The sequence below is a fragment of the Chryseobacterium sp. C2(2020) genome (genome assembly GCF_014218915.1).
In the GTDB taxonomy this organism is placed as follows: domain Bacteria; phylum Bacteroidota; class Bacteroidia; order Flavobacteriales; family Weeksellaceae; genus Chryseobacterium; species Chryseobacterium mucoviscidosis.
In genome coordinates, this window is the sequence record NZ_JACLCT010000011.1 from 81354 (window position 1) to 103455 (window position 22102).

17 protein-coding genes are annotated in these 22102 nt (G+C 36.6%); 3 read left to right on the forward strand and 14 right to left on the reverse strand.

The features are described from left to right. Positions 1–32: 32 nt before the first annotated feature. Entirely contained in the window at positions 33–2465 is a 2433-nt protein-coding gene (locus H6W52_RS08585; RefSeq protein ID WP_116099491.1) for a thiamine pyrophosphate-dependent enzyme, read from the reverse strand. A 617-nt stretch (positions 2466–3082) separates the two neighbouring features. On the opposite strand from H6W52_RS08585, the gene H6W52_RS21220 reads away from it, so the two are divergent. Then, positions 3083–3898 (forward strand): hypothetical protein, encoded by an 816-nt coding sequence (locus tag H6W52_RS21220; protein ID WP_206608147.1) that lies wholly within the window; start codon positions 3083–3085, stop codon positions 3896–3898. 59 nt (positions 3899–3957) lie between these two features. Here the strand turns inward: H6W52_RS21220 and H6W52_RS08595 are convergent, their stop codons facing one another. The 5 genes from H6W52_RS08595 to queA form a co-directional block, all read right to left on the reverse strand. Next, the gene (locus H6W52_RS08595; RefSeq protein WP_116099492.1) at positions 3958–4935 is read right to left on the reverse strand and encodes a polyprenyl synthetase family protein; all 978 of its coding nucleotides are present in this window, start codon (positions 4933–4935) and stop codon (positions 3958–3960) included. Positions 4936–5004: 69 nt separating this feature from the next. Continuing rightward, positions 5005–5883, reverse strand: coding sequence for a hypothetical protein (locus H6W52_RS08600; RefSeq protein ID WP_116099493.1), 879 nt, complete (start codon positions 5881–5883; stop codon positions 5005–5007). A gap of 308 nt (positions 5884–6191) precedes the next feature. Beyond that, entirely contained in the window at positions 6192–7130 is a 939-nt protein-coding gene (locus H6W52_RS08605; RefSeq protein WP_116099494.1) for a sterol desaturase family protein, read from the reverse strand. Between the two features lie 77 nt (positions 7131–7207). After that, positions 7208–8242, reverse strand: a complete 1035-nt coding sequence (gene rlmN, locus H6W52_RS08610) for a 23S rRNA (adenine(2503)-C(2))-methyltransferase RlmN (protein WP_116099495.1) — start codon at positions 8240–8242, stop codon at positions 7208–7210. 89 nt (positions 8243–8331) lie between these two features. Next, positions 8332–9381 carry a tRNA preQ1(34) S-adenosylmethionine ribosyltransferase-isomerase QueA gene (gene queA, locus H6W52_RS08615; protein ID WP_087708125.1) on the reverse strand — a complete coding sequence of 350 codons (1050 nt, stop codon included), beginning with the start codon at positions 9379–9381 and terminating at the stop codon, positions 8332–8334. A 450-nt stretch (positions 9382–9831) separates the two neighbouring features. Between queA and H6W52_RS08620 the strand changes: the two genes are divergently transcribed. Continuing rightward, positions 9832–10524, forward strand: coding sequence for an AIM24 family protein (locus H6W52_RS08620; protein WP_116099496.1), 693 nt, complete (start codon positions 9832–9834; stop codon positions 10522–10524). Between the two features lie 23 nt (positions 10525–10547). Here the strand turns inward: H6W52_RS08620 and H6W52_RS08625 are convergent, their stop codons facing one another. From H6W52_RS08625 to H6W52_RS08660, 8 genes are all read right to left on the reverse strand, one after another. Beyond that, positions 10548–11249, reverse strand: a complete 702-nt coding sequence (locus tag H6W52_RS08625) for a hypothetical protein (RefSeq protein ID WP_116099497.1) — start codon at positions 11247–11249, stop codon at positions 10548–10550. After that, positions 11222–11710 (reverse strand): DNA-deoxyinosine glycosylase, encoded by a 489-nt coding sequence (locus H6W52_RS08630; RefSeq protein ID WP_116099498.1) that lies wholly within the window; start codon positions 11708–11710, stop codon positions 11222–11224. Before H6W52_RS08630 ends, H6W52_RS08625 begins: the two co-directional genes overlap by 28 nt. 447 nt (positions 11711–12157) lie before the next feature. Further along, positions 12158–14152 (reverse strand): S9 family peptidase, encoded by a 1995-nt coding sequence (locus H6W52_RS08635; RefSeq protein WP_116099499.1) that lies wholly within the window; start codon positions 14150–14152, stop codon positions 12158–12160. Between the two features lie 156 nt (positions 14153–14308). Beyond that, complete coding sequence (locus tag H6W52_RS08640) at positions 14309–14653, reverse strand: phage holin family protein (RefSeq protein ID WP_116099500.1); 345 nt, start codon at positions 14651–14653, stop codon at positions 14309–14311. A gap of 65 nt (positions 14654–14718) precedes the next feature. Beyond that, a complete protein-coding gene (locus tag H6W52_RS08645; RefSeq protein WP_116099518.1) occupies positions 14719–15141 on the reverse strand; it encodes a PaaI family thioesterase in 423 nt (140 codons plus the stop codon). Positions 15142–15706: 565 nt separating this feature from the next. Beyond that, on the reverse strand, positions 15707–17833 hold the full coding sequence (locus H6W52_RS08650) for a type IA DNA topoisomerase (protein WP_116099501.1): 2127 nt from the start codon (positions 17831–17833) through the stop codon (positions 15707–15709). A gap of 1295 nt (positions 17834–19128) precedes the next feature. Continuing rightward, positions 19129–20157 carry a pirin family protein gene (locus H6W52_RS08655; RefSeq protein WP_116099502.1) on the reverse strand — a complete coding sequence of 343 codons (1029 nt, stop codon included), beginning with the start codon at positions 20155–20157 and terminating at the stop codon, positions 19129–19131. 41 nt (positions 20158–20198) lie between these two features. Further along, complete coding sequence (locus tag H6W52_RS08660; protein ID WP_087708114.1) at positions 20199–20495, reverse strand: GNAT family N-acetyltransferase; 297 nt, start codon at positions 20493–20495, stop codon at positions 20199–20201. Between the two features lie 594 nt (positions 20496–21089). Between H6W52_RS08660 and H6W52_RS08665 the strand changes: the two genes are divergently transcribed. Next, a complete protein-coding gene (locus H6W52_RS08665) occupies positions 21090–22091 on the forward strand; it encodes an EamA family transporter (RefSeq protein ID WP_116099503.1) in 1002 nt (333 codons plus the stop codon). Positions 22092–22102 lie beyond the last annotated feature (11 nt).

The window sequence follows — 22102 nt, forward strand, 5'->3', positions numbered from 1 at the left end:
AAAGCGGTTTCAAAATTTATTTAAAATTCCAATTAAAATATCGCAGGATATTTCTGAGGATTTGTTTCGTTAAACATCGCATAGATTTTTTCAACCATATCATCCGCAGAAGGTTTGCTGAAATAATCTCCGTCACTTGCATACGCAGGTCTGTGATCGTTTGCTGAGATCGTTAACGGATCAGAATCCAAGAATCTGAATGCTTTTTGTTTTTCTAAAATCTGCTGAAGAATAAACGCTGAAGTTCCGCCTTCCACATCTTCGTCGATTACGACTAATCTGTTTGTTTTCTTTACAGATTCTGCAATTTCATGTGTTAAATCAAAAGGAATTAAAGACTGAACATCAATCACTTCCGCAGAAATTCCTAATTTTTCAAGCTCTTCCGCTGCTTCCATTACAATTCTCCATGTAGAACCGTAAGTAACCAACGTAACATCTTTTCCTTCTTTTGTTACCTCGATTTTTCCGACAGGAACAGTAAATTCACCTAAATTATCCGGTTGTTTTTCTTTTAATCTGTACCCATTTAAACATTCAACGATTACAGCCGGATCATCGCTCTGAAGCATGGTGTTGTAGAATCCGGCAGCTTTCGTTAAGTTTCTAGGAACCAATACCAGAATTCCTTTTGAAAGATTAAGAATTCCTGCCATCGGAGAACCTGAATGCCAAACTCCTTCCAGTCTGTGACCTCTTGTTCTGATAATAACCGGCGATTTCTGACCTCCTTTTGTTCTGTACTGAACGGTTGCCAAATCGTCGCTCATACCCTGTAAACAATACAGAATATAATCTAAATACTGGATTTCAGCGATTGGTCTTAAACCTCTCATTGCCATTCCAATACCTTGACCTAAAATCGTAGCTTCACGAATTCCTGTATCGGCAACACGAACGTCACCGTATTTTTCCTGCATTCCTTCCAACCCTTGGTTTACATCACCGATATTTCCGGCATCTTCACCAAAGACTAAAGTTTCAGGATATTTTTCGAATATTTTATCGAAATTGTTTCTTACCACTACTCTTCCGTCTACATCTTCAGAAGTGTCGGAATAAATGGGCTTAATTTCTTTTACGTTTTCAGCTTTCCACTGAGACTGAGAATATAAGTGAGAAGAATAATTGTCTTTTTCAACTTCAAAAATCTCGTTGTATTTCTGCATCAGTTGGTTTCTTTCTGCAGAATGGGTTCCTCTCGTTGCCAGTAAAGATTTTCTTACCAAATGGAAAACGTCTTTCTTTGCTTTTGAAACGAGTTTATTGAAGTGGGTAATATAATTCTCGATTTCAGCGTTTTGCCCTTTAAGATTTTCTACCAAAGGTAAAACGGAACCGATTAAATCTGTAATTGTTTTCTGGTAATTTTCCCAAGCCTGTTTCTGACCTGTTTTTACTGTTTTTTTCGCTTCATTATCAATAGCATCCAGCTCTTCTTCTGTTGCCAGAACTTCTTCTTTGCCTTCAATTTCAATGGAATAGTTTAAAATCCATTCTTTGAATTTCACCAATCCGTCAAACTGAGATTCCCAAGACAGACGCTCTTCATTTTTATACCTTTCATGAGATCCTGAAGTAGAGTGACCTTGAGGCTGAGTAACTTCAATCACGTGAACCACTACCGGAACGCTTTCGACTCTTGCAAACTGTTCTGCTCTAGCATAAGCATCCAAAAGTGCAGGATAATCCCAAGCTTTTACCTGAATGATTTCACATCCCTGGTTTTCTCCTTCTTTTCTCTGAAAACCGCTCAGCATTTCAGCGATATCGGCTTTTGCTCTCTGATTTTTCGTAGGAACAGAAATTCCGTAACCGTCATCCCAGATCGAAACTACCATTGGAACCTGAAGCGCACAAGCCGCATTCAGTGTTTCCCAGAAATGACCTTCTGCTGTAGAAGCATCTCCGATTGTTCCGAAAGCAATCTCATTTCCTTCTCTGGAAAACTTTTCAGAGCCTTCGAATTTTACGGTTTTATAAATTTTAGAAGCCTGAGCCAATCCTAATAATCTCGGCATCTGTCCCGCAGTAGGAGAAATGTCGGAAGAGATATTTTTCTGAGCCGTTAAATCTTTCCAGCTTCCGTCTTCATTTAAACTTCTTGTCGCAAAGTGGCCGTTCATCTGTCTTCCGGCTGAAGCAGGTTCTCTTTCCACGCTAGTATCTGCATACAATTGTGCAAAAAAACTTTCAACAGTCAACGCATTTACAGCCAATGCAAAGGTCTGATCTCTGTAATATCCCGAACGGAAGTCTCCATCTCTGAAAACTTTCGCCATTGCAAGCTGAGGAAGCTCTTTTCCGTCCCCAAAAATACCAAACTTAGCTTTTCCCGTAAGAACTTCTCTTCGTCCCAAATAAGACATTTCACGAGAAATCCTTCCTAATTTATAATCTTCAAGTATTTGATTTTTAAAATCTTGAAAGGAAATTTGCTGTGTTTCAATATAGGTTGTCTGCATAGCCAAATATTAAATATTTTTATTTTGAAGTATTTTGCTAATATACACTTTTTAAATTAATTTTAATTTTTAATAATCTTTTTTAAAAATTTGATAATAAAATAAATTGTGTTTATATTGGAATAAATTTGTAAATGATGGAGAAAAAATCGTCTCATATCCTTAATGCATCGAGTAATCTTCTGGGGTTTTCTCTGGTCATTATCACTTCATTAAAGATATCAAAAATCAGCCACAGCACGCATTTGGACGAGTTTGCAGGAGTTGCCTGTCTTTTTTTTGCTTTCAGTTGTTTCTTTTCTTTTCTCGCAATAAGATCAATGCACGAAAAACGTTCCCACAGATTTGAAACTATTGCGGATTATTTATTTTTAATCGCTTTATTTTGCATTGTTCTGGCTGTAATTATTGTGACAGTAAAAATAATTTAACTTCAATCTGATAAATTCATATTAAATTATATTTAAATAAACAACACCAATAACCATTTATTAATATTAAAAACACATTAAATAACAAAATAAAATCAACGAAAATCAAATTTAATTAAAAATATCCAAAATCAATCGGTACGATTTTTGAAGAGTTTGGAAAAAAATTCACAAATTTCAAAAATCATGAGAAACAAATTATTTCAGGTAACTAAAATATTACCCTTTATTTTGATACCATTGTCTTCTTACGCACAGGTAGGAGTTAACACTGCTAATCCTCAAACGACCTTTCATGTAGACGGAAACAAAGATAATGCGGCTTCCGGAACTCCAACTACCACACAACAAGCTAATGATTTTGCAATAACAAATTCCGGAAATGTAGGAATAAGCACGATAAATCCCAGTGAGAAACTGGATGTAGCAACAGGAAATGTAAGAGTTCGTACCATCAATTCCAATACAGGAGTTCCCGGAACAGATAAATATGTAGTCGCAGATGGAAATGGTGTATTAAAAACCATAAATTTTACCACAACAGATCTTTTCCATTCGCGGTTATCTGCCGATCAGAACGCAAACAGCGGCGTGATTGCTACTTTACTTTTTGCAGCTCCTTTGGTAACTTCAACGTATTATTCTTACAATTCAACTACCGGAACGCTTACCTTCAATCAGGCAGGAAATTATATTGTAACGTTTCAGGCAAGTTTTGGTAATGTTACTGCCGGTACACAGCTTGTTTTGGGAGTAAGACCTGTTCCCGATAATAATTATCTTGCGAGAGGAAGCCATTATGCGGGAGCGGATACTCCTACACTCACTGCCACTGTCAGAATTGGGGAACTCATGAATTACACGACGATGCTTGTTGTACCGAGTGCAGGATATCAGGTTCGTTTTACGGCAGCTCCGAATCAAAACTGTACGGTTTTAGCTTCGGAAACGGGAAGTACAGGAAGTGGTAATGTTACCAATATTACGATTCAGAAAATATAACCAATAAAAGATCGGAACGCTTTTGCACATTCCGATTTTTTTATTTTGAAAAATCTGTTTTAAAATTTTCTTTCGATGACATAATCCAGCATGATTCGCAATGACTTTTTTGCTTCCGAATCGGGAAATTCGTTCAGAATATCAATTGCTTTTTGCTGAAAGTCTTTCATTACGGTAATCGCATACTCCAGACCTCCGGAACTTTTAACAAAATTAATCAGCTCTTTTACGCGTTTCTGATCGTTATTGTAACGTTTAATGGTATTGAAATAGTATTTGCGGTCTTTCTCGTTTGCTGTTTTCAAAGTATGGATCAGAGGCAGCGTCATTTTCTGCTCCTTAATATCAATTCCTACAGGTTTTCCAATAACGTTTGAAGTTAAATAATCAAAAAGGTCATCTTTGATCTGAAAAGCCATTCCGGTATAAGTTCCGAAATCCATCATTTTTTTAGCCAGAACTTCATCTGCATTGTTTGATAACACGCCGATTTCACAGCATGCAGCAATTAAAGTCGCTGTTTTCTGGCGGATGATTTCATAATAGACCTCTTCTGTAATATCCAGTTTTCTTGCTTTCTCCAACTGAAGAAGCTCTCCTTCGGACATTTCACGGATTGTTCTTGAAATAACACCTAATAAATCGTAGTCTTTATGATCTGTGGATAATAAAACCGATTTGGATAAAAGATAATCTCCAACCAAAACCGCAATCTTATTTTTCCACAACGCATTAATTGAAAAGAAATTGCGACGTTTAAAACTTTCATCCACCACATCATCATGCACCAGAGTTGCCGTGTGAATCAGCTCGATCATGGAAGCTCCGCGATACGTTTTTTCATTAACGTCGCCGACTAATTTTGCACAAAGAAAGACAAACATCGGACGCATCTGCTTTCCTTTTGTGGTAACGATAAAACGAGTGACTTTATCTAGTAAAGGTACTTTGCTCTGCATGGATTCATAAAACTTCTGCTCGAAAAGTTTCATTTCCTCATTGATCGGTCGCTTGATTTCTTCAACGGTGTTCGCCACAATCTTTGAATAAGAGATAAATTATTAATTCCCACAAAGATAATTTTTTTCGGGCAATTTTAAGGGAAATTAATCTTTGAGTTTATCTATCGGAATAAAATAAAGGCTTTGTTTTCCTCCGCCAATCGGAGAATGAAACTTTTCCCCCGAAATATAAATTCCTGTTTCATCAACGGCAATTCCTTCAATTTGTCCAATGGATAAAGCGCTTCCGAGATAATAATGTTTGGGATTTTGTTTAAAAAAAATTCCAGGCTCTGCTTCATCAAAAATATCTAAAAACACTTCTGTCTTCTTGGTATAGCCTATTAAATAGAGCTTTTTATTAAAATAAGAAGCATCTGTTACCATAAAACCGGTCTTGTAATTTTCGATTTTTTGAGCTTTCTGCTTTTCTGAAATTTCAGGATCGATAAGGTAATGTGTTGTTGATTTTGTACCCCATTCTTTCGTAAAAAGATGAATTTTTTCGTTTAAATAAATCATGGCTTCTGCATCAAAATTGGTCTCGGAATATTTTGGAATAAATTCCTGCTGTTCGGGATATTTAAAAGAAATTAATTTAACCGAATCGTTTTTTGCTGAATTATCTTCAAAAGGAACTTTATAAATTTCGAGGTCTTTTCTTGTTCCGCCGTTGTTTCCGAAATCTCCGATGTAGAAGTTTTTACCGTCGTTTGTAAGTGCTTCCCAATCTTTATTTTTTCCGTTGATTTGTATCGTTCCGATGATTTGTCCTGTCGATTTATCCAACTCAAAAAGTTCCGGAGTATTGCCGCTGTCGTTAAAAGTATACAGTTTTCCGTTCATTAAATTTAAACCGGAGGTTTCCTTCACTTTATCATCCAAATTACCAATTCTGTATTTTTTTATTTTAAAAAGATCAGCCTGCTGAGAAAATGAGAAGGTAGAAATCGTAATTGCAGATATCAGGAAAAGCTTTTTCATTAAGTAAAAATATTTATTTAAACACAAATGGCACTAATTTTAGCACGAATTTCACAAATTTCATGCAAAACTTCTTTCTTATGTCATTCTGATGAAGGAAAAATCTGTTTTCAACACAAAGCTCGTAAAGTTTTTTTTACTACTATTCGTTTTTTAAGTGTACAAAGGCGTTTCACTTAATTAAGATCGCAGAGTAAAAATAACATTAAATTGCCTCACAAAAGAAAGACGAGTCAAAAGCCCGTCTTACTTATAATTCTAAATATTTGTGAAATACGTGTAAAATTTGTGTTGTCTGCGTTTAAAAACTAAGCAGATTTCTTCTGAACCTGATCTTTATTTTTATTTTTTCTTGCCCAGTAATCTTTTTGATATTGTCTCACTGTTTTTCCGGTTCCATCGTGTCGCCAACCGGGAGAATTAAAGATATAATTGATTCTATCGGAAAATTTTAATCCAGGCTGTTTAATATCTTTCCAGATTTTTCGCCATTCGTATAATAAAACTGTGTCTGGTCTGTCATTCGGCATCTTTGGATAAATTCCGTATTTTACAGGAATATTCGGATCTTCTTTTTCAAAGGTTCCGAATATTTTATCCCAGATAATAAGGCACATTCCCATGTTTCTATCGAGATACTTGATGTTGCATGCATGATGAACGCGGTGATGAGAAGGCGTTACCAAAATATATTCAAGAAATCCCATACTTTTTACAGTCTGTGTATGAACCCAGGTTCCGTACACCTGACCAATTGCATAAACCACCATAATATGCCATGGATCGAATCCTAAAAATGCCAGTGGTGAAAAATACAAATATCTGTATAGAGGCTGTAAAACCGGACTTCTGAAACCTGTTGTCAGATTGAAATATTCCGAGTTGTGGTGCGTAATATGAACCGCCCAGAATGCTCTGGAATGATGATCTACATAATGGAGAACGTAATATGCAAAATCCGTTACCACAAAGCAAATCAGCCAGTACCAGATCGTAAAATCCCACGAGAAAAATCTAAGATTGTAAAAGAAGAACATGACTCCCATTGCAAAAGCCTTCATCAATAAATCCAGTCCGAAATTCATTAATGCCAGAAAAACGCTCGTTGCCACATCTTTTTTATCGTATAATTTAGCCTCCGAAACATGACTGTAAATCATTTCGGCTAAAATAACGGTTGCATGAACAGGAATAGACCATGAATAGACACTTTCCAATCCATTTTCATCCATAAAGTAATCCATCATCACTTTTAAAATTTGTGGTACAAAGTTATGATTTTAGGAAAGCGTTAAGAAAATTTTTTGATTTTTTTAATAAAATTTTAATCCGCAGATTTATTAGCAAGCTGTCCGCAGGCTGCATCGATGTCTCCGCCACGGCTTTTTCTTACTACGCAGACAATTCCTGCATTTTCCAACTGACGGATATAATTTTCTTCTGCCTGTTTGTTGCACTGGTCATATTTTCCGTCACCAATAGGATTGTACTGAATTAAATTAACTTTAGAAGGAACCTGTTTGCAGTATTTAATCAGAGCTTTGATATCTTCATCACCGTCATTAATGTCCTTCCAGACACAGTATTCGAAAGTGATGACAGAGCCTGTTTTTTTATACCAGTACTGAAGAGATTCCATGATTTCCGTTAGAGGAAATTTATCGGAAAAAGGCATAATCTCGTTACGCTTCGCTTCAATGGCAGAGTGAAGAGACAAAGCCAGTTTCACTTTCAGTTCTTCGTCAGCGAGCATTTTAATCATCTTCGGAATTCCTGAAGTGGAAACGGTAATTCTTCTGGGAGACATTCCCAAACCTTCCGGCTGGGTTATTTTGCGGATGGCTTCCACCACGTTTTTGTAATTCATCATCGGCTCACCCATTCCCATAAAAACAATGTTGGAAAGCGGTCTGTCGAAGTACATTTTACTCTGGCTGTCGATTAAAGCAACCTGATCCACGATCTCGGCAACTTCAAGATTTCTCATTCTTTTGAGTCTTGCGGTTGCGCAGAATTCGCAGTTTAATGAACATCCGACCTGTGAAGAAACACAAGCTGTGGTTCTGGTTTCTGTAGGAATAAGAACAGATTCCACCAATAAGCCGTCGTGCAATTTCACTCCGTTTTTAATGGTGCCGTCTGTACTTTTCTGAAGCTGATCCACAGAAACAGGATTGATGGTATATTCTTCGGCGATTCTCTCACGAAGAGTTTTTGAAAGATTCGTCATTTCATCAATCGAGTGAAGATTTTTACTCCACAACCAGTCATATACCTGTTTCGCACGAAACGGCTTTTCTCCCAAAGAAACAAAGTATTCTTTGAGCTGGTCCAGTGATAAAGTTCTGATGTCTTTCATTATATTGTTGGAAGTTAGATGTCAGAAGATGGAAGAAAAATTGGGCGCCGAATTGTAAACTTCCAACACCCAACTTCCAGCTTCCGTTCTTATAAAATTAGCATTGCGTCTCCGTAAGAGTAGAATTTGTACTTCTCTTTTACGGCTTCTTCGTAGGCGTGCATTACGAAATCTCTTCCTGCAAACGCTGCAATCATCATAATTAATGTAGATTTTGGTGTGTGGAAGTTCGTAATCATACAGTTGGCAACTCCGAAATCGTGTGGCGGATAAATAAATTTATTTGTCCATCCGTGGAAAGCAGAGATTTTTTTATTTGAAGAAACAGAAGTTTCAAGTGTTCTCATCGTAGTCGTTCCAACTGCACAAACTCTTCTGTTCGCATCAACAGCGTTGTTGATGATCTGAGCGTTTTTCTCGTCGATGAAGATCTCTTCAGACTCCATTTTGTGCTTAGAAAGATCTTCAACTTCAATCGGGTTGAAGGTTCCTAAACCAACGTGAAGTGTAACCTCAGCAAAATTAATTCCTTTGATCTCCAATCTCTTCATTAAGTGTTTTGAAAAGTGAAGACCTGCTGTAGGAGCTGCAACCGCACCTTCTACTTTTGCATAAATCGTTTGATATCTTTCCGCATCTTCCGGTTCAACGTCTCTTTTGATGTATTTTGGAAGCGGAGTTTCTCCTAATTCTTTCAGTTTAGCTCTGAATTCTTCGTAAGAACCATCGAATAAGAATCTCAACGTTCTTCCTCTTGAAGTCGTGTTATCGATAACTTCAGCAACCAAAGACTCGTCTTCTGTGAAGAATAATTTGTTACCGATTCTGATTTTTCTTGCAGGATCTACCAAAACATCCCAAACACGGGTTTCTTTATCAAGCTCTCTTAAAAGGAAAACTTCAATCTTAGCTCCTGTTTTTTCTTTGTTTCCGTATAAACGTGCAGGAAAAACTTTAGTATTGTTAAAGATAAATAAATCATCTTCCTCAAAATAATCTACAACATCCTTGAATAATTTGTGCTCGATAGTCTGTGTTTTTCTATCAAGTACCATTAGTCTGGCTTCGTCTCTGTGCTCTGATGGGTGTTCTGCCAATAATTCTGCAGGAAGATCAAAATTAAAATCTGATGTTTTCATTTTTTAAATTACGGTTTAAAAATTATTGAAATTACAAGGTGTAATTTTCGGAGTGCAAATATACGACATGAAACACCCCTTTGTCAAGTATTATTTACACAGATGTTAAATTAACTATTTTTACATTTTTCAAATACGCGCAATCAACTAATAATCAACAGTATATTTATTTTTGATTTGCTTTTTTAAATGAAATGTGTTTGTATTCCTTTAAATTAAAAAGTTTTATTTAAGAATTTTGTTTAGTCTTTCGATTATTCAAACGCGAGGCTAAACAGAGAATTTATTTTAAATTATTGAAATCAAGATAAACAAGGGCGTTTCACTTATTTTCGAAATACAAAGATTCAAAGTATTTAAATCAGTTTTAATTGAAATAAAAAACCGTGATTTTTCGATATTTTTTAAGCCATAAAAAAGCTATTTTTGAGAACATTAAAAATTTACACTATGAGCAAATATTCGATTGAATCTTTTGTGAACGAAACGAAAGAAAATCCAATGGAAAGAGATTATTTCGAGCTGGAAAAACCCTCTCTTCTGGAGATCAACCTCAACAACCAGTCTGTCTGGACAAAGGCAGGAAGCATGGTTGGCTACATCGGAAACGTTAATTTCGAAAGACAGGGAATGCTTTCCGGAGGAATCGGAAATTTATTGAAAAAAGCGATCAGCGGCGAAGGCGTAAAATTAATGAAAGCCGAAGGAACCGGAAAACTGTACGTTGCGGATTCAGGTAAAAAAGTCCGTATTCTTTATCTAAATAATGAAGCGGTCTGCGTAAACGGAAACGATGTTTTGGCACACGAACAAAGCATTAAAAGCGATATTACCATGTTAAAAAGTATTGCAGGGGTAATGTCGGGCGGACTTTTTCAGGTGAAATTATCCGGAACGGGACATATCGCGATTACCACTCACGGCGAACCGTTAACATTACTGGTAACTCCCGATGCTCCGGTTTTTACGGATCCGAATGCCACCGTTGCGTGGTCGGGAAATCTATCTCCTGAACTGAAAACCAACGTTTCTTTCAAAAGTCTGATTGGAAGAGGAAGCGGCGAAGAATTCCAGATGAAGTTTTCGGGGAATGGATGGGTTCTGATTCAGCCTTATGAGGAGGTTTATAGGATTGAGAAGTAATAACTTGTTTTTTGGGGAATAGATCAGTTTTGAAATTCCCCAAAAACATTATATTCTTTAATAATTAATTCTTTGGGTAGTTTTAAAGAAAAATCTACGTTTGTGATTTTTAGAGAACTATCGTAAGAATAACCTGTTGAATGATAATCAACCTGTAATCTTTTTACCGCATAATTTGAATTCGGATCTAAAAATGCTCTCACATTTTTCTGCATTTCGTCAGTTTTACCATGATCAATGCCCAATTTAAGATAATCAAATGTTGATTTTTCTAAAGATACCAATACTGAAAATCTCTTCTTAGTCTTCTTTTCATTTTTATAGCCAATAATCTGATATTGTAAAGAATCCATTTTTTTTATCTCTAAAATATCGCCATTGGCAATATCTTTATGTTTATCCTTACTAAAATCATTAGTATACATATATTCAAAAGTTACAAAATCTTTAGATGGTATCACTTTAAACACATGTCTTAAGTTCTTGTTTTTATCATAGATTATTCCTTTAAATTGGTCATTAAACCTGTCTATATTCAAATGAATTTTATTTGTAGAATCATAAAAAGCGGTAGAAACTGACTTTTCTTTATCAGGCTTAATTTGAGTTGTCTGACTTTCTATCGAATAATCAAAATGATATTCCTGTGAAAAAATAGTAGTGAAAATTAAGGTCAGAAATAATGGTAATAGTTTTTTCATAAATGCATTTTTATCTTCTTCCATTCCTCCAGTTTCTTTTCAAAAGAAACCGTATGAAGCGGACTTGTAGAAGGCAGTAAAAATACAGGTATTTTATAGTTCTTTCCTAAAATTTTCTGCAAATTCTTATACGATTTTCCGCCATTGCAAAATATGGCTTTAATATTCGGATGATCTTCCAGAAGCTCTTCAATCTGATTGGCTTCTTCATTTTTAATTTCAGAATCGAGGCTTCCTTTTCTTTCGCAGGAATCGATAACGTCCCAAAGTGCGATGTTATGTTTCTTTAAAAGGTTGATTTTTTCATCATAATCTTCTGTAAATTCTTCGTTGAGCAATTCAAAGATGATTTTCCAGAATTTGTTTTGGGGATGACCGTAATATTGCTGTTTTTCTAACGATTTTACACCGGGAATTGATCCCAGAATAATGATTTTAGAATGGTTGTCGATGATGGGTGGAAAGGAAGATATTCTGTTTTGCATAAATCAAATTTATAGGTTTTTATATTTTTAATACAAGGAACGCTAAGATTTTCTTTTAAATCTGGTCTAAGCTTTTTACCGCAAAAGATGCAAAAGTTCTTATCACTTTAGTTGTTTAAGTTGAATACTTAAATGAAAAGAAAGAGCACATAAGTTTAAAAAATCAAAGATTTTTTCTCTTTGCAGACTTTTGGAATACTTTACATAAATACAATATAGTCTTTTGTCCCTTTTGCGGTTAAATTTAAAATGAGTTTAAATAAAACCGAATATTTTTTGTTCACACTGGCGTTTCACTCAGCCAATGAGCATATTTTCGAAAAACAAAAAACGGACTAAAAGCCCGTTTTCTGTTGATTTTTATATCTGTTTAAACCACCCCGTCAAAAATTCTATGAATTTTTGCCACCCCTCCAAAGGAGGGGAATCCAGAAGGGAAGATTATATTTATAAAGTTTCTTTTAGCCAGTCGAAGAATTCTCTCTGCCAAACCAATCCGTTTTGCGGATGCAGCACCCAGTGATTTTCATTCGGGAAATAAACCAGTTTAGATTTTAAACCTCTCAGTTTTGCTGCCTGAAATGCTTCCTGTCCCTGTTCGTAAGGTACTCTGAAGTCGATTCCGCCCTGAACGATCATGATCGGCTTATTCCATTTATCAACAAAATTGCTGGGGTTGAATTCCGTATAAGCTTTTGGCTGTGGTTTTTCCCATGGTGAACCGAGATCCCAGTTCGCAAACCAGAGTTCTTCTGTTGTTAAATACCATGATTTCATATCGAATAATCCATCATGAGCAATGAACGTTTTGAATCTGTTTTCGTGAATTCCGGCTAACATAAATACGCTGTATCCTCCATAACTTGCTCCGACAGCCGCTACTCTGCTTCCGTCAACGTAAGGTAAAGTTTTTGCGTAATCTGTTGCAGCCAAATAATCTCTCATTGGTTGTCCTCCCCAGTCTCTTGAGATTTCTTCATTCCATTTTGTTCCCCAACCCGGCATTCCTCTTCTGTTTGGTGCAACAACGATGTATCCGTTGGCTGCCATTAAAGCAAAGTTCCATCTTGTGCTGAAGAACTGTGTTAATGCAGATTGCGGACCTCCCTGACAATATACTAAAGTTGGATATTTTTTATTCGGGTCAAAGTTTGGCGGATAATGGAACCATACTCCCATTTCTTTTCCGTCCGAAGTTTTTACCATTTTCAGTTCAGATTTTCCCTGAGCCAACTGTGCATACATTTCTTTATTGGCTTCCGTAACCTGCTTCATTTCTCCGTTTTTAAGGTTGACAGAGAAAATATCTGTGGCGTGGTTAATATCGGTTCTTCCTACCAAAAGTGAAGTTTTCTGATCGGCAAAAATTTCGTTCACATCAAAATCACCTTTTGTGATCTGCTGAACTTTAGCATTTTTCGGATCTAAAGAGAATAACTGCTTTGTTCCTCTGAAAGCTGCCGTGAAATAGATCATTTTGGAATCTCCGCTCCAGAAAACATCTCCGGAAACACTTTCGTCCCAACCTGCGGTGAGGTTTGTTGTTTTTCCGGATTTCCAATCCATGATTTTTACATCATTTTTATCGGCTTCATAACCGTCTCTTGCCATACTTTGCCACAAAAGTGATTTTCCATCCGGACTGAATTTCGGATTAACGTCGTATCCTTTATTAGATTCAGTTAAATTTTTTGTTGTTCCTGAAGCAAGATCGTATGCAAAAACATCTGTGTTTGTGCTTGTAGAGTATTCTTTGCCGCTTTTCGGTTTAGTTACATATAAAAGCTGTGCAGAATCCGGGCTCCAGATGAAATCTTCCGCTCCGCCAAAAGGTCTTTGCGGCGAATCCCACATTTTCCCTTCCAGTAAATCTTTTGCAGCATCTGCTTTATCCGAAACATTTACTACGAAAACATGATTGTATTTCCCTTCATTGAAATAATCCCAGTGTCTGTGATTCAGATCTGTATAAACCTGCGCGGTGGTTTTCGGAGTATCGGAATATTTGTCTTTTCCCATTACTTTCTCTACCAAAACCTGCTTGCTGAAGGCTATTTTTTTACCGTCGGGAGAAATAACAATATTGTCTGCTTCACCGATGTTGTAAAATTCCGTCCATGTTTTACCGTTGTCTTTTGAAAGAAAAATCTTATCGCCTTCCTGCGCGTACAATCCGTTTTTATCCCACTGAATCAGTGCTTTTTTGCCTAAATCAACTTTTACGGACTCATTGTTCAGAACATTCAGAAAATAGTTCTCGCTTTTTGTTTTTTCGGTTTTAAGATCGGTCTGTCCTATTTTGTAGATTAATGAGGACTGATCGGGAGAAACTGCCTGTACTCCAACTTTTTTCAAAGTCCATAAAATTTCAGGCGTCATTAGTTGTTGTGCATTCATTAAGAGCGGAGCTGCCAAAGCCAGCAGACTGTACTTAAGTTTCATATTAATTCATTTTTTATGACTTTATCATTCAATCCAATCATAAAGTCTTTATTTAATTCAAAGATTGCCAAAGTTAACTATTTTTAAAACACAAACACGCACAAAAAATCGCCTGTCGTTTTAACAGGCGATTTTTATGTCATTTTAAATTTTAAATTAATCTCCGTCAGAAAACATTGAGTTTGCCAGTGAGCTGACAATGGAAAGCAGGATGCTGAAAATCAGCGCCCACAAAAATCCGTCTACCATCATGCTGTCTATAAAATAATCGGCGATCAGGATAATAATTGCATTGATTACTAAGGTGAACAGTCCCAATGTAATAATCGTTAAAGGTAACCCTAAAATATTAAGAATAGGTTTTACAATTAAATTTAAAAGTCCTAAAACGATGGCAAAAATGATCGCTCCGCCAAATCCTGTAAAGTGTACTCCCGGTAAGATCCATGTTAAAAGATAGGCAACAATGGCCGTTACCAAAAGTCGAATAATTAAGTTCATAGTATGATTTTTTAATGTTGTTGATGAATGTTCCTGTGCAAAAGCTATTCCACTTGTTTGAAAAATTATCTGATCTTCATCATCGTGACCAATGATGTTGCAACGTGGCTTTGGGATGCTCCGTTTTCATCAACCACATAAATTTCAGTACGGATCACACTGATCTTTGAACCTCCTTTTATTACGTAGGATTTTGAAACTAAAGCGTCTCCGATGGCTGGTCTTAAATAATTGACTTTCAACTCAACGGTTACCACATAGCAGTCTTCTTCATAATGACTTACTGCAGCGTAACCGGAAGAAACATCCACCAAAGAAGCAATCATGGCTCCGTTGAACATTCCCGCTTTTCTTGTCATGAGTTCCATTTTCGGGATTTTCATGGAAATGAAGTCGGTTTCTACTTCCAGAAGTTCGGCTTTGTAGAATTTTAATGTCTCGGAGCGGTTGAAGCTGTCGGTGATGAGCTGTTTTTTATGGGGTGTCATTTTTGGTTTATAATTTGAATACAAGTTGCACAATTTTTTTTACAAATGCGAAAATATTATGTTTGCTTTTGATTTAAACACAAATGGCACAGATAGATTTCACAAATTTTATGTTTAAACACGAATTGCACGAATAATTTGTTCACAAATTTCGCAAATGTTATGTTGCTGTTATTTAAATGATTAAAAATCGAAGTTTGTGTTTAAGCACGTATAGATTTCACAAATGGCGCAAATATTTGAACCATTAAGGTTATTTGAGAAGTTAAGGATTATTAAGTTTTGGCTGAAGTTATTTAAACACAAATGGCACAAATATTTTAACAACTAAGGATATTTAAGGGGTTAAGAATTATTATGCTTTGGCTGAAGTTATTTAAACACGAATTGCACAAATAGATTTCACAAATGGCACAAATATTTTAACCATTAAGAATATTTGAGAGGTTAAGAATTATTATGTTTTGGCTGAAGCCGTTGTTTTGGATAAAGCGGACTAAAGTCCGCTCCTATTGATGTTTCGTTGTGGTATTCGTGAAAAATTTGTGGTATTTGTGTTTAATCTTTAGTTTAAAACAATCTGAAATTGCTCATCCATCGACAAAATACCTTCTGCCACACTTTCAGGATGGGTGGTAAAGCCTTTTAATTTTGAGGTTTTTCCTTTTAAGACCAAATCCATTAGCTGTTTGTCCGACAATTTTTTTCCGAAGATCTCAAAGGAAACTTTAAAGCCGCAGTTTTTAAAATCGGAACATCCGACAGCGGTTTTTCCTTTCATCAAATGATGTTCTTTGCATTTCGGGCATTTGGTTTCTTCCCACGACTGAAGTTCTTTTTTAACGGCAGGTTCACGTTTTTTCTTTTCTTTTACCTCCTCCACTTTTTCTTCTTCCAAAGAAATGACTTTCCCTTTTCCGTCGACTACTTTTTTGGTAAGCTCCGTCACCATCTGGATCAGTTCTTCCTTAAAATGATTGGCTTCATATTCGCCTTTTTCAATTTTTCTGAGTTTCAGTTCCCATTCTCCAGTTAATTCGGGACTTTTCAGCAATTCATCTTCAATGGTGTCAATCAGTTGAATTCCGGTTTGGGTGGCGATGAGATTTTTTCTTTTCTTCTCGATATATTTCCGCTTGAAAAGGGTTTCGATAATATTGGCGCGGGTTGAAGGTCTTCCGATACCGTTGTTTTTCAGGAGTTCGCGCAGTTCATCATCTTCCACCTGTTTTCCTGCGGTTTCCATAGCTCTCAGCAAAGTCGCTTCCGTGTAAGGTTTTGGCGGGGTTGTTTTTCCCTGATGGATCATAGGATCATGCGGTCCGGTTTCTCCTACGGTAAATTCGGGAATGGTTTGTTCTTCTTCCTTTTCTTTTTCTTTATCGTTGGGTTCTTCTTTCGGTTCTTTGGCGTAAACGGCTCTCCATCCCGGTTCCAACACCTGTCTTCCGCTGGTTTTGAAAGGAATGGTTCCTACTTTTCCTTCTACTAAAGTATTAGAAATTTTACACTCGGGATAAAATACGGCAATGAAACGTTTCGCAACCAGATCATAAACTAACTTTTCTTCCCTGCTTAAATTCTGGGAAGGCGGAACCTCCGTCGGAATAATTGCGTGGTGATCTGTTACTTTGGTATCATCAAAAACCGCTTTCGATTTGGGGATCGGAGCTTCCAGTAAAGGGGCGATAAGTTCCTGATAGAAATACATTTTCTTCAGAATTCCTTCGACTTTCGGATATAAACTTTCAGACAAGTACGTTGTATCCACACGCGGATAGGTGACGTGCTTTTTCTCGTAAAGACTCTGAATATAATTTAAAGTATTCTCCGCAGAATAGCCGTATTTTTTGTTGGCTTCCACCTGAAGTGCCGTCAAATCAAAGAGTCTTGGATTTTTCTCTTTTCCTTCTTTAATTTCAAAAGAAACGATTTCGAAAGGATTCTGTTTTAAATATTCCAGCCCTTTTTCTGCGCGTTCCAATGTTTTGAGACGGTCGATGGCAGCGTTAAAAATAACTTCGCGGTATTTGGTTTTCAGTTCCCAATATTCTTCAGTGTTAAAAGCATCGATTTCTTTCTGACGCTGAACGAGCATTGCCAAAGTGGGAGTCTGCACTCTTCCGATGGAAAGAACGGCTTTATTTCCGCCAAATTTTTTGGTAAAAAGCCTCGTTGCATTAATTCCCAGCAACCAGTCTCCGATCGCTCTTGCGTTTCCTGCGAGATAGAGATTTTTGTAATCTTCGGCAGGTTTTAGATTGGCAAAACCTTCTTTAATCGCTTCTTCGGTAAGGGATGAAATCCACAAACGCTGAATGGGTTTGTTGCATTTTGCTTTCTGTAAAACCCATCTCTGGATCAGTTCTCCTTCCTGACCGGCATCCCCGCAATTGATGACCTCATCACATTCTTCAACCAGTCTTTCAATAACTTTAAACTGATTTTCAACGCCTTTGTTGGGGATTAATTTGATCCCGAAATTATTGGGAATAATGGGCAGCAGAAACAGGTTCCACGATTTGTACTGCGGACCGTAATCGTGGGGTTCTTTGAGGGTGCAAAGATGCCCGAAAGTCCATGTCACACAATAGCCGTTTCCTTCCATATAGCCCTGTTTCGGCGTGGTGGCGCCCAACACTTTGGCGATATCTCTGGCAACACTGGGTTTTTCGGCAATACAAAGTTTCATGAATGTCTCGGAATTTTTTGGAGAGGGCAAAAATCGGGAATTTTTTTGGATTTTGCTAATTTGCGGATTGTTGGTTGAAAATAAGATTGTCTGAACTTTTTTAAACGAAGGGTATTAATTAAATTTTTGAAAATAGATACGTCATCGATTGTCATTCCGGAGGAATATATTTGTGTGTGAATTTATACTACTTCGCTTAGATCTTTTCACGATGACAGATGTGGCGGAAAGCTGGACATTTTCAAACGCAAAGTTTTTTTATGATGGTGATTATTTTGAGGAAGCAAAGTTATGCAGATTTCATCTGTGATGAAGCGTGTGTTTTAGCTTCCGTTTTTCTTTGTTTATTTTTATAGAACAATTTTACATTGTCTTTGCTTTGGAATTTTAAATTTTATTTTTTCCAGAATTTCTAATACTTTGTTTAGATTCTTTCAGGATGACAAATGTGGAGGAAAGCTGGACATTTTCAAACGCAAAGTTTTTTTTATGATGGTGTTTATTTTGAGGAAGCAAAGTTATGCAGATTTCATCTGTTATGAAGCGTGTGTTTTAGCATCTGTTTTTCTTTGTTTATTTTTATAGAACAATTTTACATTGTCTTTGGGTTGGAATTTTAAATTTTATTTTTTCCAGAATTTATAATACTATGTTTAGATCCTTTCAGGATGACAAATGTAGAGGAAAGTTAGGCGTTTTCAAACGCAAAGTTTTTTTTATGATGGTGATTATTTGAGGAAGCAAAGTTATGCAGATTTCATCTGTGATGAAGCGTGTGTTTTAGCATCTGTCTTGCTTGGTTTTTTTTATAATTTCTAATATTTTCCTTAGATCCTTTCAGGATGACAGATGTGGCGGAAAGTTGGGCATTTTCAAACGCAAAGTTTTTTTATGATCGTGATTATTTTGAGGAAGCAAAGTTATGCAGATTTCATCTGTGATGAAGCGTGTGTTTTAGCATCCGTTTTTCTTTGTTTATTTTTATAGAACAATTTTACATTGTCTTTGGGTTGGAATTTTAAATTTGATTTTTTCCAGAATTTCTAATACTTTGTTTAGATCCTTTCAGGATGACAAATGTGCAGGAAAAGAATTCAGAGTTAAAAGCAATTTTGTTTGGAGAAATTCAAAACAGCCCTGTAACGGCTTTTCGGGTAACCGGGAAAGTATGTTTCACCCCTGCAAGAGACTTTCTGGGAACCTCGAAAGCTTCCTGCACCCCCGCGACAAACTTTCCCGGAAATTAAAAAAGCTCCCTTAAAAAAGAGAGCTTTAAAGTAATTCACACCATATCACTATACTTCCATCGGAACTTCCATGAGAAGAATCTCTGTGTTTTCCGATGTGGATTTTATGTTTAATTTGGAAATATCCCAAATTCCGAAGCCGTCTCTTTCTTCCAGTTTCTGTCCTTCAATTTCTGCACTTCCTTTAATGATGAAAACGTAGATGCCGTTTCGTTTTTTCTTTATCTGATATTGGGTTTCAGCTGTATTTTCAAAATCTCCGAGATGAAACCATGCTTCCTGATGAATCCATATGCCGTCGTCTTGGGGGTCGGGTGAAAGGATCTGATGAAATCTGTTTGGGCTTTTCGTTCTGTCGAGTTTCATCTGGTCGTATCTTGGCGTAACATTTCTTTTATTGGGATAGACCCAGATTTGCAGAAATTTAACCAAATCGCCTTCATCTTTACTGAATTCGCTGTGCATTAATCCTGTTCCGGCGCTCATCACCTGAATTTCGCCACCTTTTATTTCGTTATGGTTTCCCAGATTGTCATGATGGATCAGGGTTCCTTCCAGTGCAATGCTGATGATTTCCATATTGTCGTGAGGATGCGTTCCAAAGCCTTTTCCTGCGGCTACGGTATCATCATTCAGCACTCTTAAGGCGCCGAACTGCATTTTTTCGGGATCATAAAATTCTCCGAAGCTGAAGGTCTTTTTACTGATCAGCCACTGTTCGTTGGTTACCCCTCTTGAATCTGCGCTGTGCACCACTCTGTTTTCGGGCTTTTTTACTGCTGCAAAACTGTTTTCCACCTCGTTGAACAGCAATCCGCTTCCGCCACCGTAATGTTCTATTACTTTTATATTTTCATCAAAATTTCTGCAAAAAACACCGATCTGTTTTTCGAACTGTTCTTCCAGACCGGAACTCAGCAAAACAATATCGACGGGATTGTTTTTGATAAAATCCTGACTCTTGCTTTCATCACTCAGAATTTCAGCCTTCCATCCATCATTTTTTTCGATAATTCTTTGTAAGGTTGCAAGAATTTCGACATTTTTTCCGATTACCAAAAAGTTCAGTGCTTTCATTTTGATTCAATTAAAAGTTAATGGTTTACAATTTTAAAATTTTACAGTTCTTCTTTAAACCATACATCGCTGTATTCGTCGGGACGGCGTTTGAACTGGGCATGAACATAAGGACACAGCGGAACAATTTTGAGCTGATTTTCTCTTGCATAGGACACCAGTTTTTCCAGCAGGATCTTTGCAAATCCTCTGCCTTCAAATTCTTCGTTTACTTCTGTATGATACACCGTTAGTTTATCTTTAATGACGGAGATGTCCATTTTTCCTGCTTTTTTCTCGTCTGAGAAAAGCTGAATCTCCCCTCTTACATTTCCTAAAACAACTTCTGTTCTTTCCATGATTTTGATTTTTAATGATGATGTAAAATTAGGCAGCCTGAATTTGCCGGATCATGATGTATGATAATAAATCGGTTTTATTTTGATTAAACTGAAAGAAGCCGTGAATTATTTTTTTAACGTGATGAACATAAATTTTCTGCCTGTATCGCTGTAAATTTTCCGTTTGCGAAGGTGTTACACGCAGCGGAGGCTTGATTTTCGGAACATCAACAGGAGGTTTAAAGCTATTATTCGGCTTTTTTTGATCGAAATTAAAGGTGAATTGATAGTATTTTCAAAAATTAAATCATTAAAAATCAAAACATTAAAAACAAGAGATCAATTTATTTGCTAAAAAGTCTACTTTTTTAGTGGACTAATAGAAAAATATGTTTTATATTTGCAACCGTAATCAGGATATAATAATACAATGAAAGCAGAATTCAAGAACAGCAGCGTAAGAAAACATATCAATCATTTTATGATGATGTATTGCTGTATGCCTATGCTTCATTCCTGTTGTGGTTAACCTTACTTTTATATGACATATTTCTAAAGGCTTTACCACGTTGTAGAGCCTTTTTTATTTTAAAAACAACATTAAAAAATATCATGAATACTAATAAAAACAAATGGCTGATTCCTATAGCCTTCACCAATATTTATGTAATATGGGGAATTACTTTCCTCGCCATTTCTTTCGGGTTAAACGGATTTCCGCCTTTTATTCTTTCGGGGCTCAGATTTTTGGGCGCAGGAATAATAATGATCGGATATCTGCTCGTAAAAGGTGAAAAAGCCAATTCTGCCATCAACTGGAAAAAAAATGCCATCACCGGAATTCTCATCCTTACGGGAGGAACGGGATTGGTTGCGTGGGGAGAACAATATGTAACCGCTTCTGAAGCAGCCATCGCTATTGCAACCGGACCATTCTGGTTTATCGCCATTGATAAGAAAAACTGGAGTTATTATTTCTCGGATAAGTTTATTCCTTTGGGCTTGGTGATCGGGTTTGCAGGACTTATTTTATTTCTCAACGGAAGTGTAAGTTCTTCCGGTTCGCATACACAAACGGCAGATGCTTCAATCAGGATAATTGCATTTGTTGTTCTGGGACTAAGTTCCGTAGCGTGGGTTTTAGGATCACTTTACTCCAAAAAAAATCCGGCTGGTCAGTCAACTTTTATGAATATTGCCCAACAGCTTATAACAGCGGGTATTGCTTCATTGGTTATTGCATTTTTCAGAAATGAATGGACTGGTTTTTCAATCATAAAAGTACCGTTAAACGCCTGGTTAGGATTATTTTTCCTTATTGTATTCGGATCAATTATCGCTTACCTTTCGTATATCTGGCTTTTGTCTGTAAAACCTGCCGCTTTGGTAAGTACGCATACTTACATCAATCCTATTGTTACTGTAATTGCGGGTTGGATCGTTGCAAATCAGACCATTAACATCAACCAGTTTTACGGATTAATTGTTATTCTTGCCGGAGTTCTTTTAACGAACGTGACTAAATATTTTAAGCTTTCCAAGCGGTCTAAAGTGAAAATAAGAAGAGTGATAAGGCACGTGAACAAAAACGCAAGACCTTATCAGCCAATATAAAATTTAAGTAA

Bases quoted from the DNA above. Each gene is read 5' to 3' on its own strand.
- H6W52_RS08585 (WP_116099491.1), bottom strand. From the start codon at position 2,465: ATGCAGACAACCTATATTGAAACACAGCAAATTTCCTTTCAAGATTTT.
- H6W52_RS21220 (WP_206608147.1), top strand. From the start codon at position 3,083: ATGAGAAACAAATTATTTCAGGTAACTAAAATATTACCCTTTATTTTG.
- H6W52_RS08600 (WP_116099493.1), bottom strand. From the start codon at position 5,883: ATGAAAAAGCTTTTCCTGATATCTGCAATTACGATTTCTACCTTCTCA.
- H6W52_RS08605 (WP_116099494.1), bottom strand. From the start codon at position 7,130: ATGATGGATTACTTTATGGATGAAAATGGATTGGAAAGTGTCTATTCA.
- rlmN (WP_116099495.1), bottom strand. From the start codon at position 8,242: ATGAAAGACATCAGAACTTTATCACTGGACCAGCTCAAAGAATACTTT.
- queA (WP_087708125.1), bottom strand. From the start codon at position 9,381: ATGAAAACATCAGATTTTAATTTTGATCTTCCTGCAGAATTATTGGCA.
- H6W52_RS08620 (WP_116099496.1), top strand. From the start codon at position 9,832: ATGAGCAAATATTCGATTGAATCTTTTGTGAACGAAACGAAAGAAAAT.
- H6W52_RS08625 (WP_116099497.1), bottom strand. From the start codon at position 11,249: ATGGAAGAAGATAAAAATGCATTTATGAAAAAACTATTACCATTATTT.
- H6W52_RS08630 (WP_116099498.1), bottom strand. From the start codon at position 11,710: ATGCAAAACAGAATATCTTCCTTTCCACCCATCATCGACAACCATTCT.
- H6W52_RS08635 (WP_116099499.1), bottom strand. From the start codon at position 14,152: ATGAAACTTAAGTACAGTCTGCTGGCTTTGGCAGCTCCGCTCTTAATG.
- H6W52_RS08640 (WP_116099500.1), bottom strand. From the start codon at position 14,653: ATGAACTTAATTATTCGACTTTTGGTAACGGCCATTGTTGCCTATCTT.
- H6W52_RS08645 (WP_116099518.1), bottom strand. From the start codon at position 15,141: ATGACACCCCATAAAAAACAGCTCATCACCGACAGCTTCAACCGCTCC.
- H6W52_RS08650 (WP_116099501.1), bottom strand. From the start codon at position 17,833: ATGAAACTTTGTATTGCCGAAAAACCCAGTGTTGCCAGAGATATCGCC.
- H6W52_RS08655 (WP_116099502.1), bottom strand. From the start codon at position 20,157: ATGAAAGCACTGAACTTTTTGGTAATCGGAAAAAATGTCGAAATTCTT.
- H6W52_RS08660 (WP_087708114.1), bottom strand. From the start codon at position 20,495: ATGGAAAGAACAGAAGTTGTTTTAGGAAATGTAAGAGGGGAGATTCAG.
- H6W52_RS08665 (WP_116099503.1), top strand. From the start codon at position 21,090: ATGAATACTAATAAAAACAAATGGCTGATTCCTATAGCCTTCACCAAT.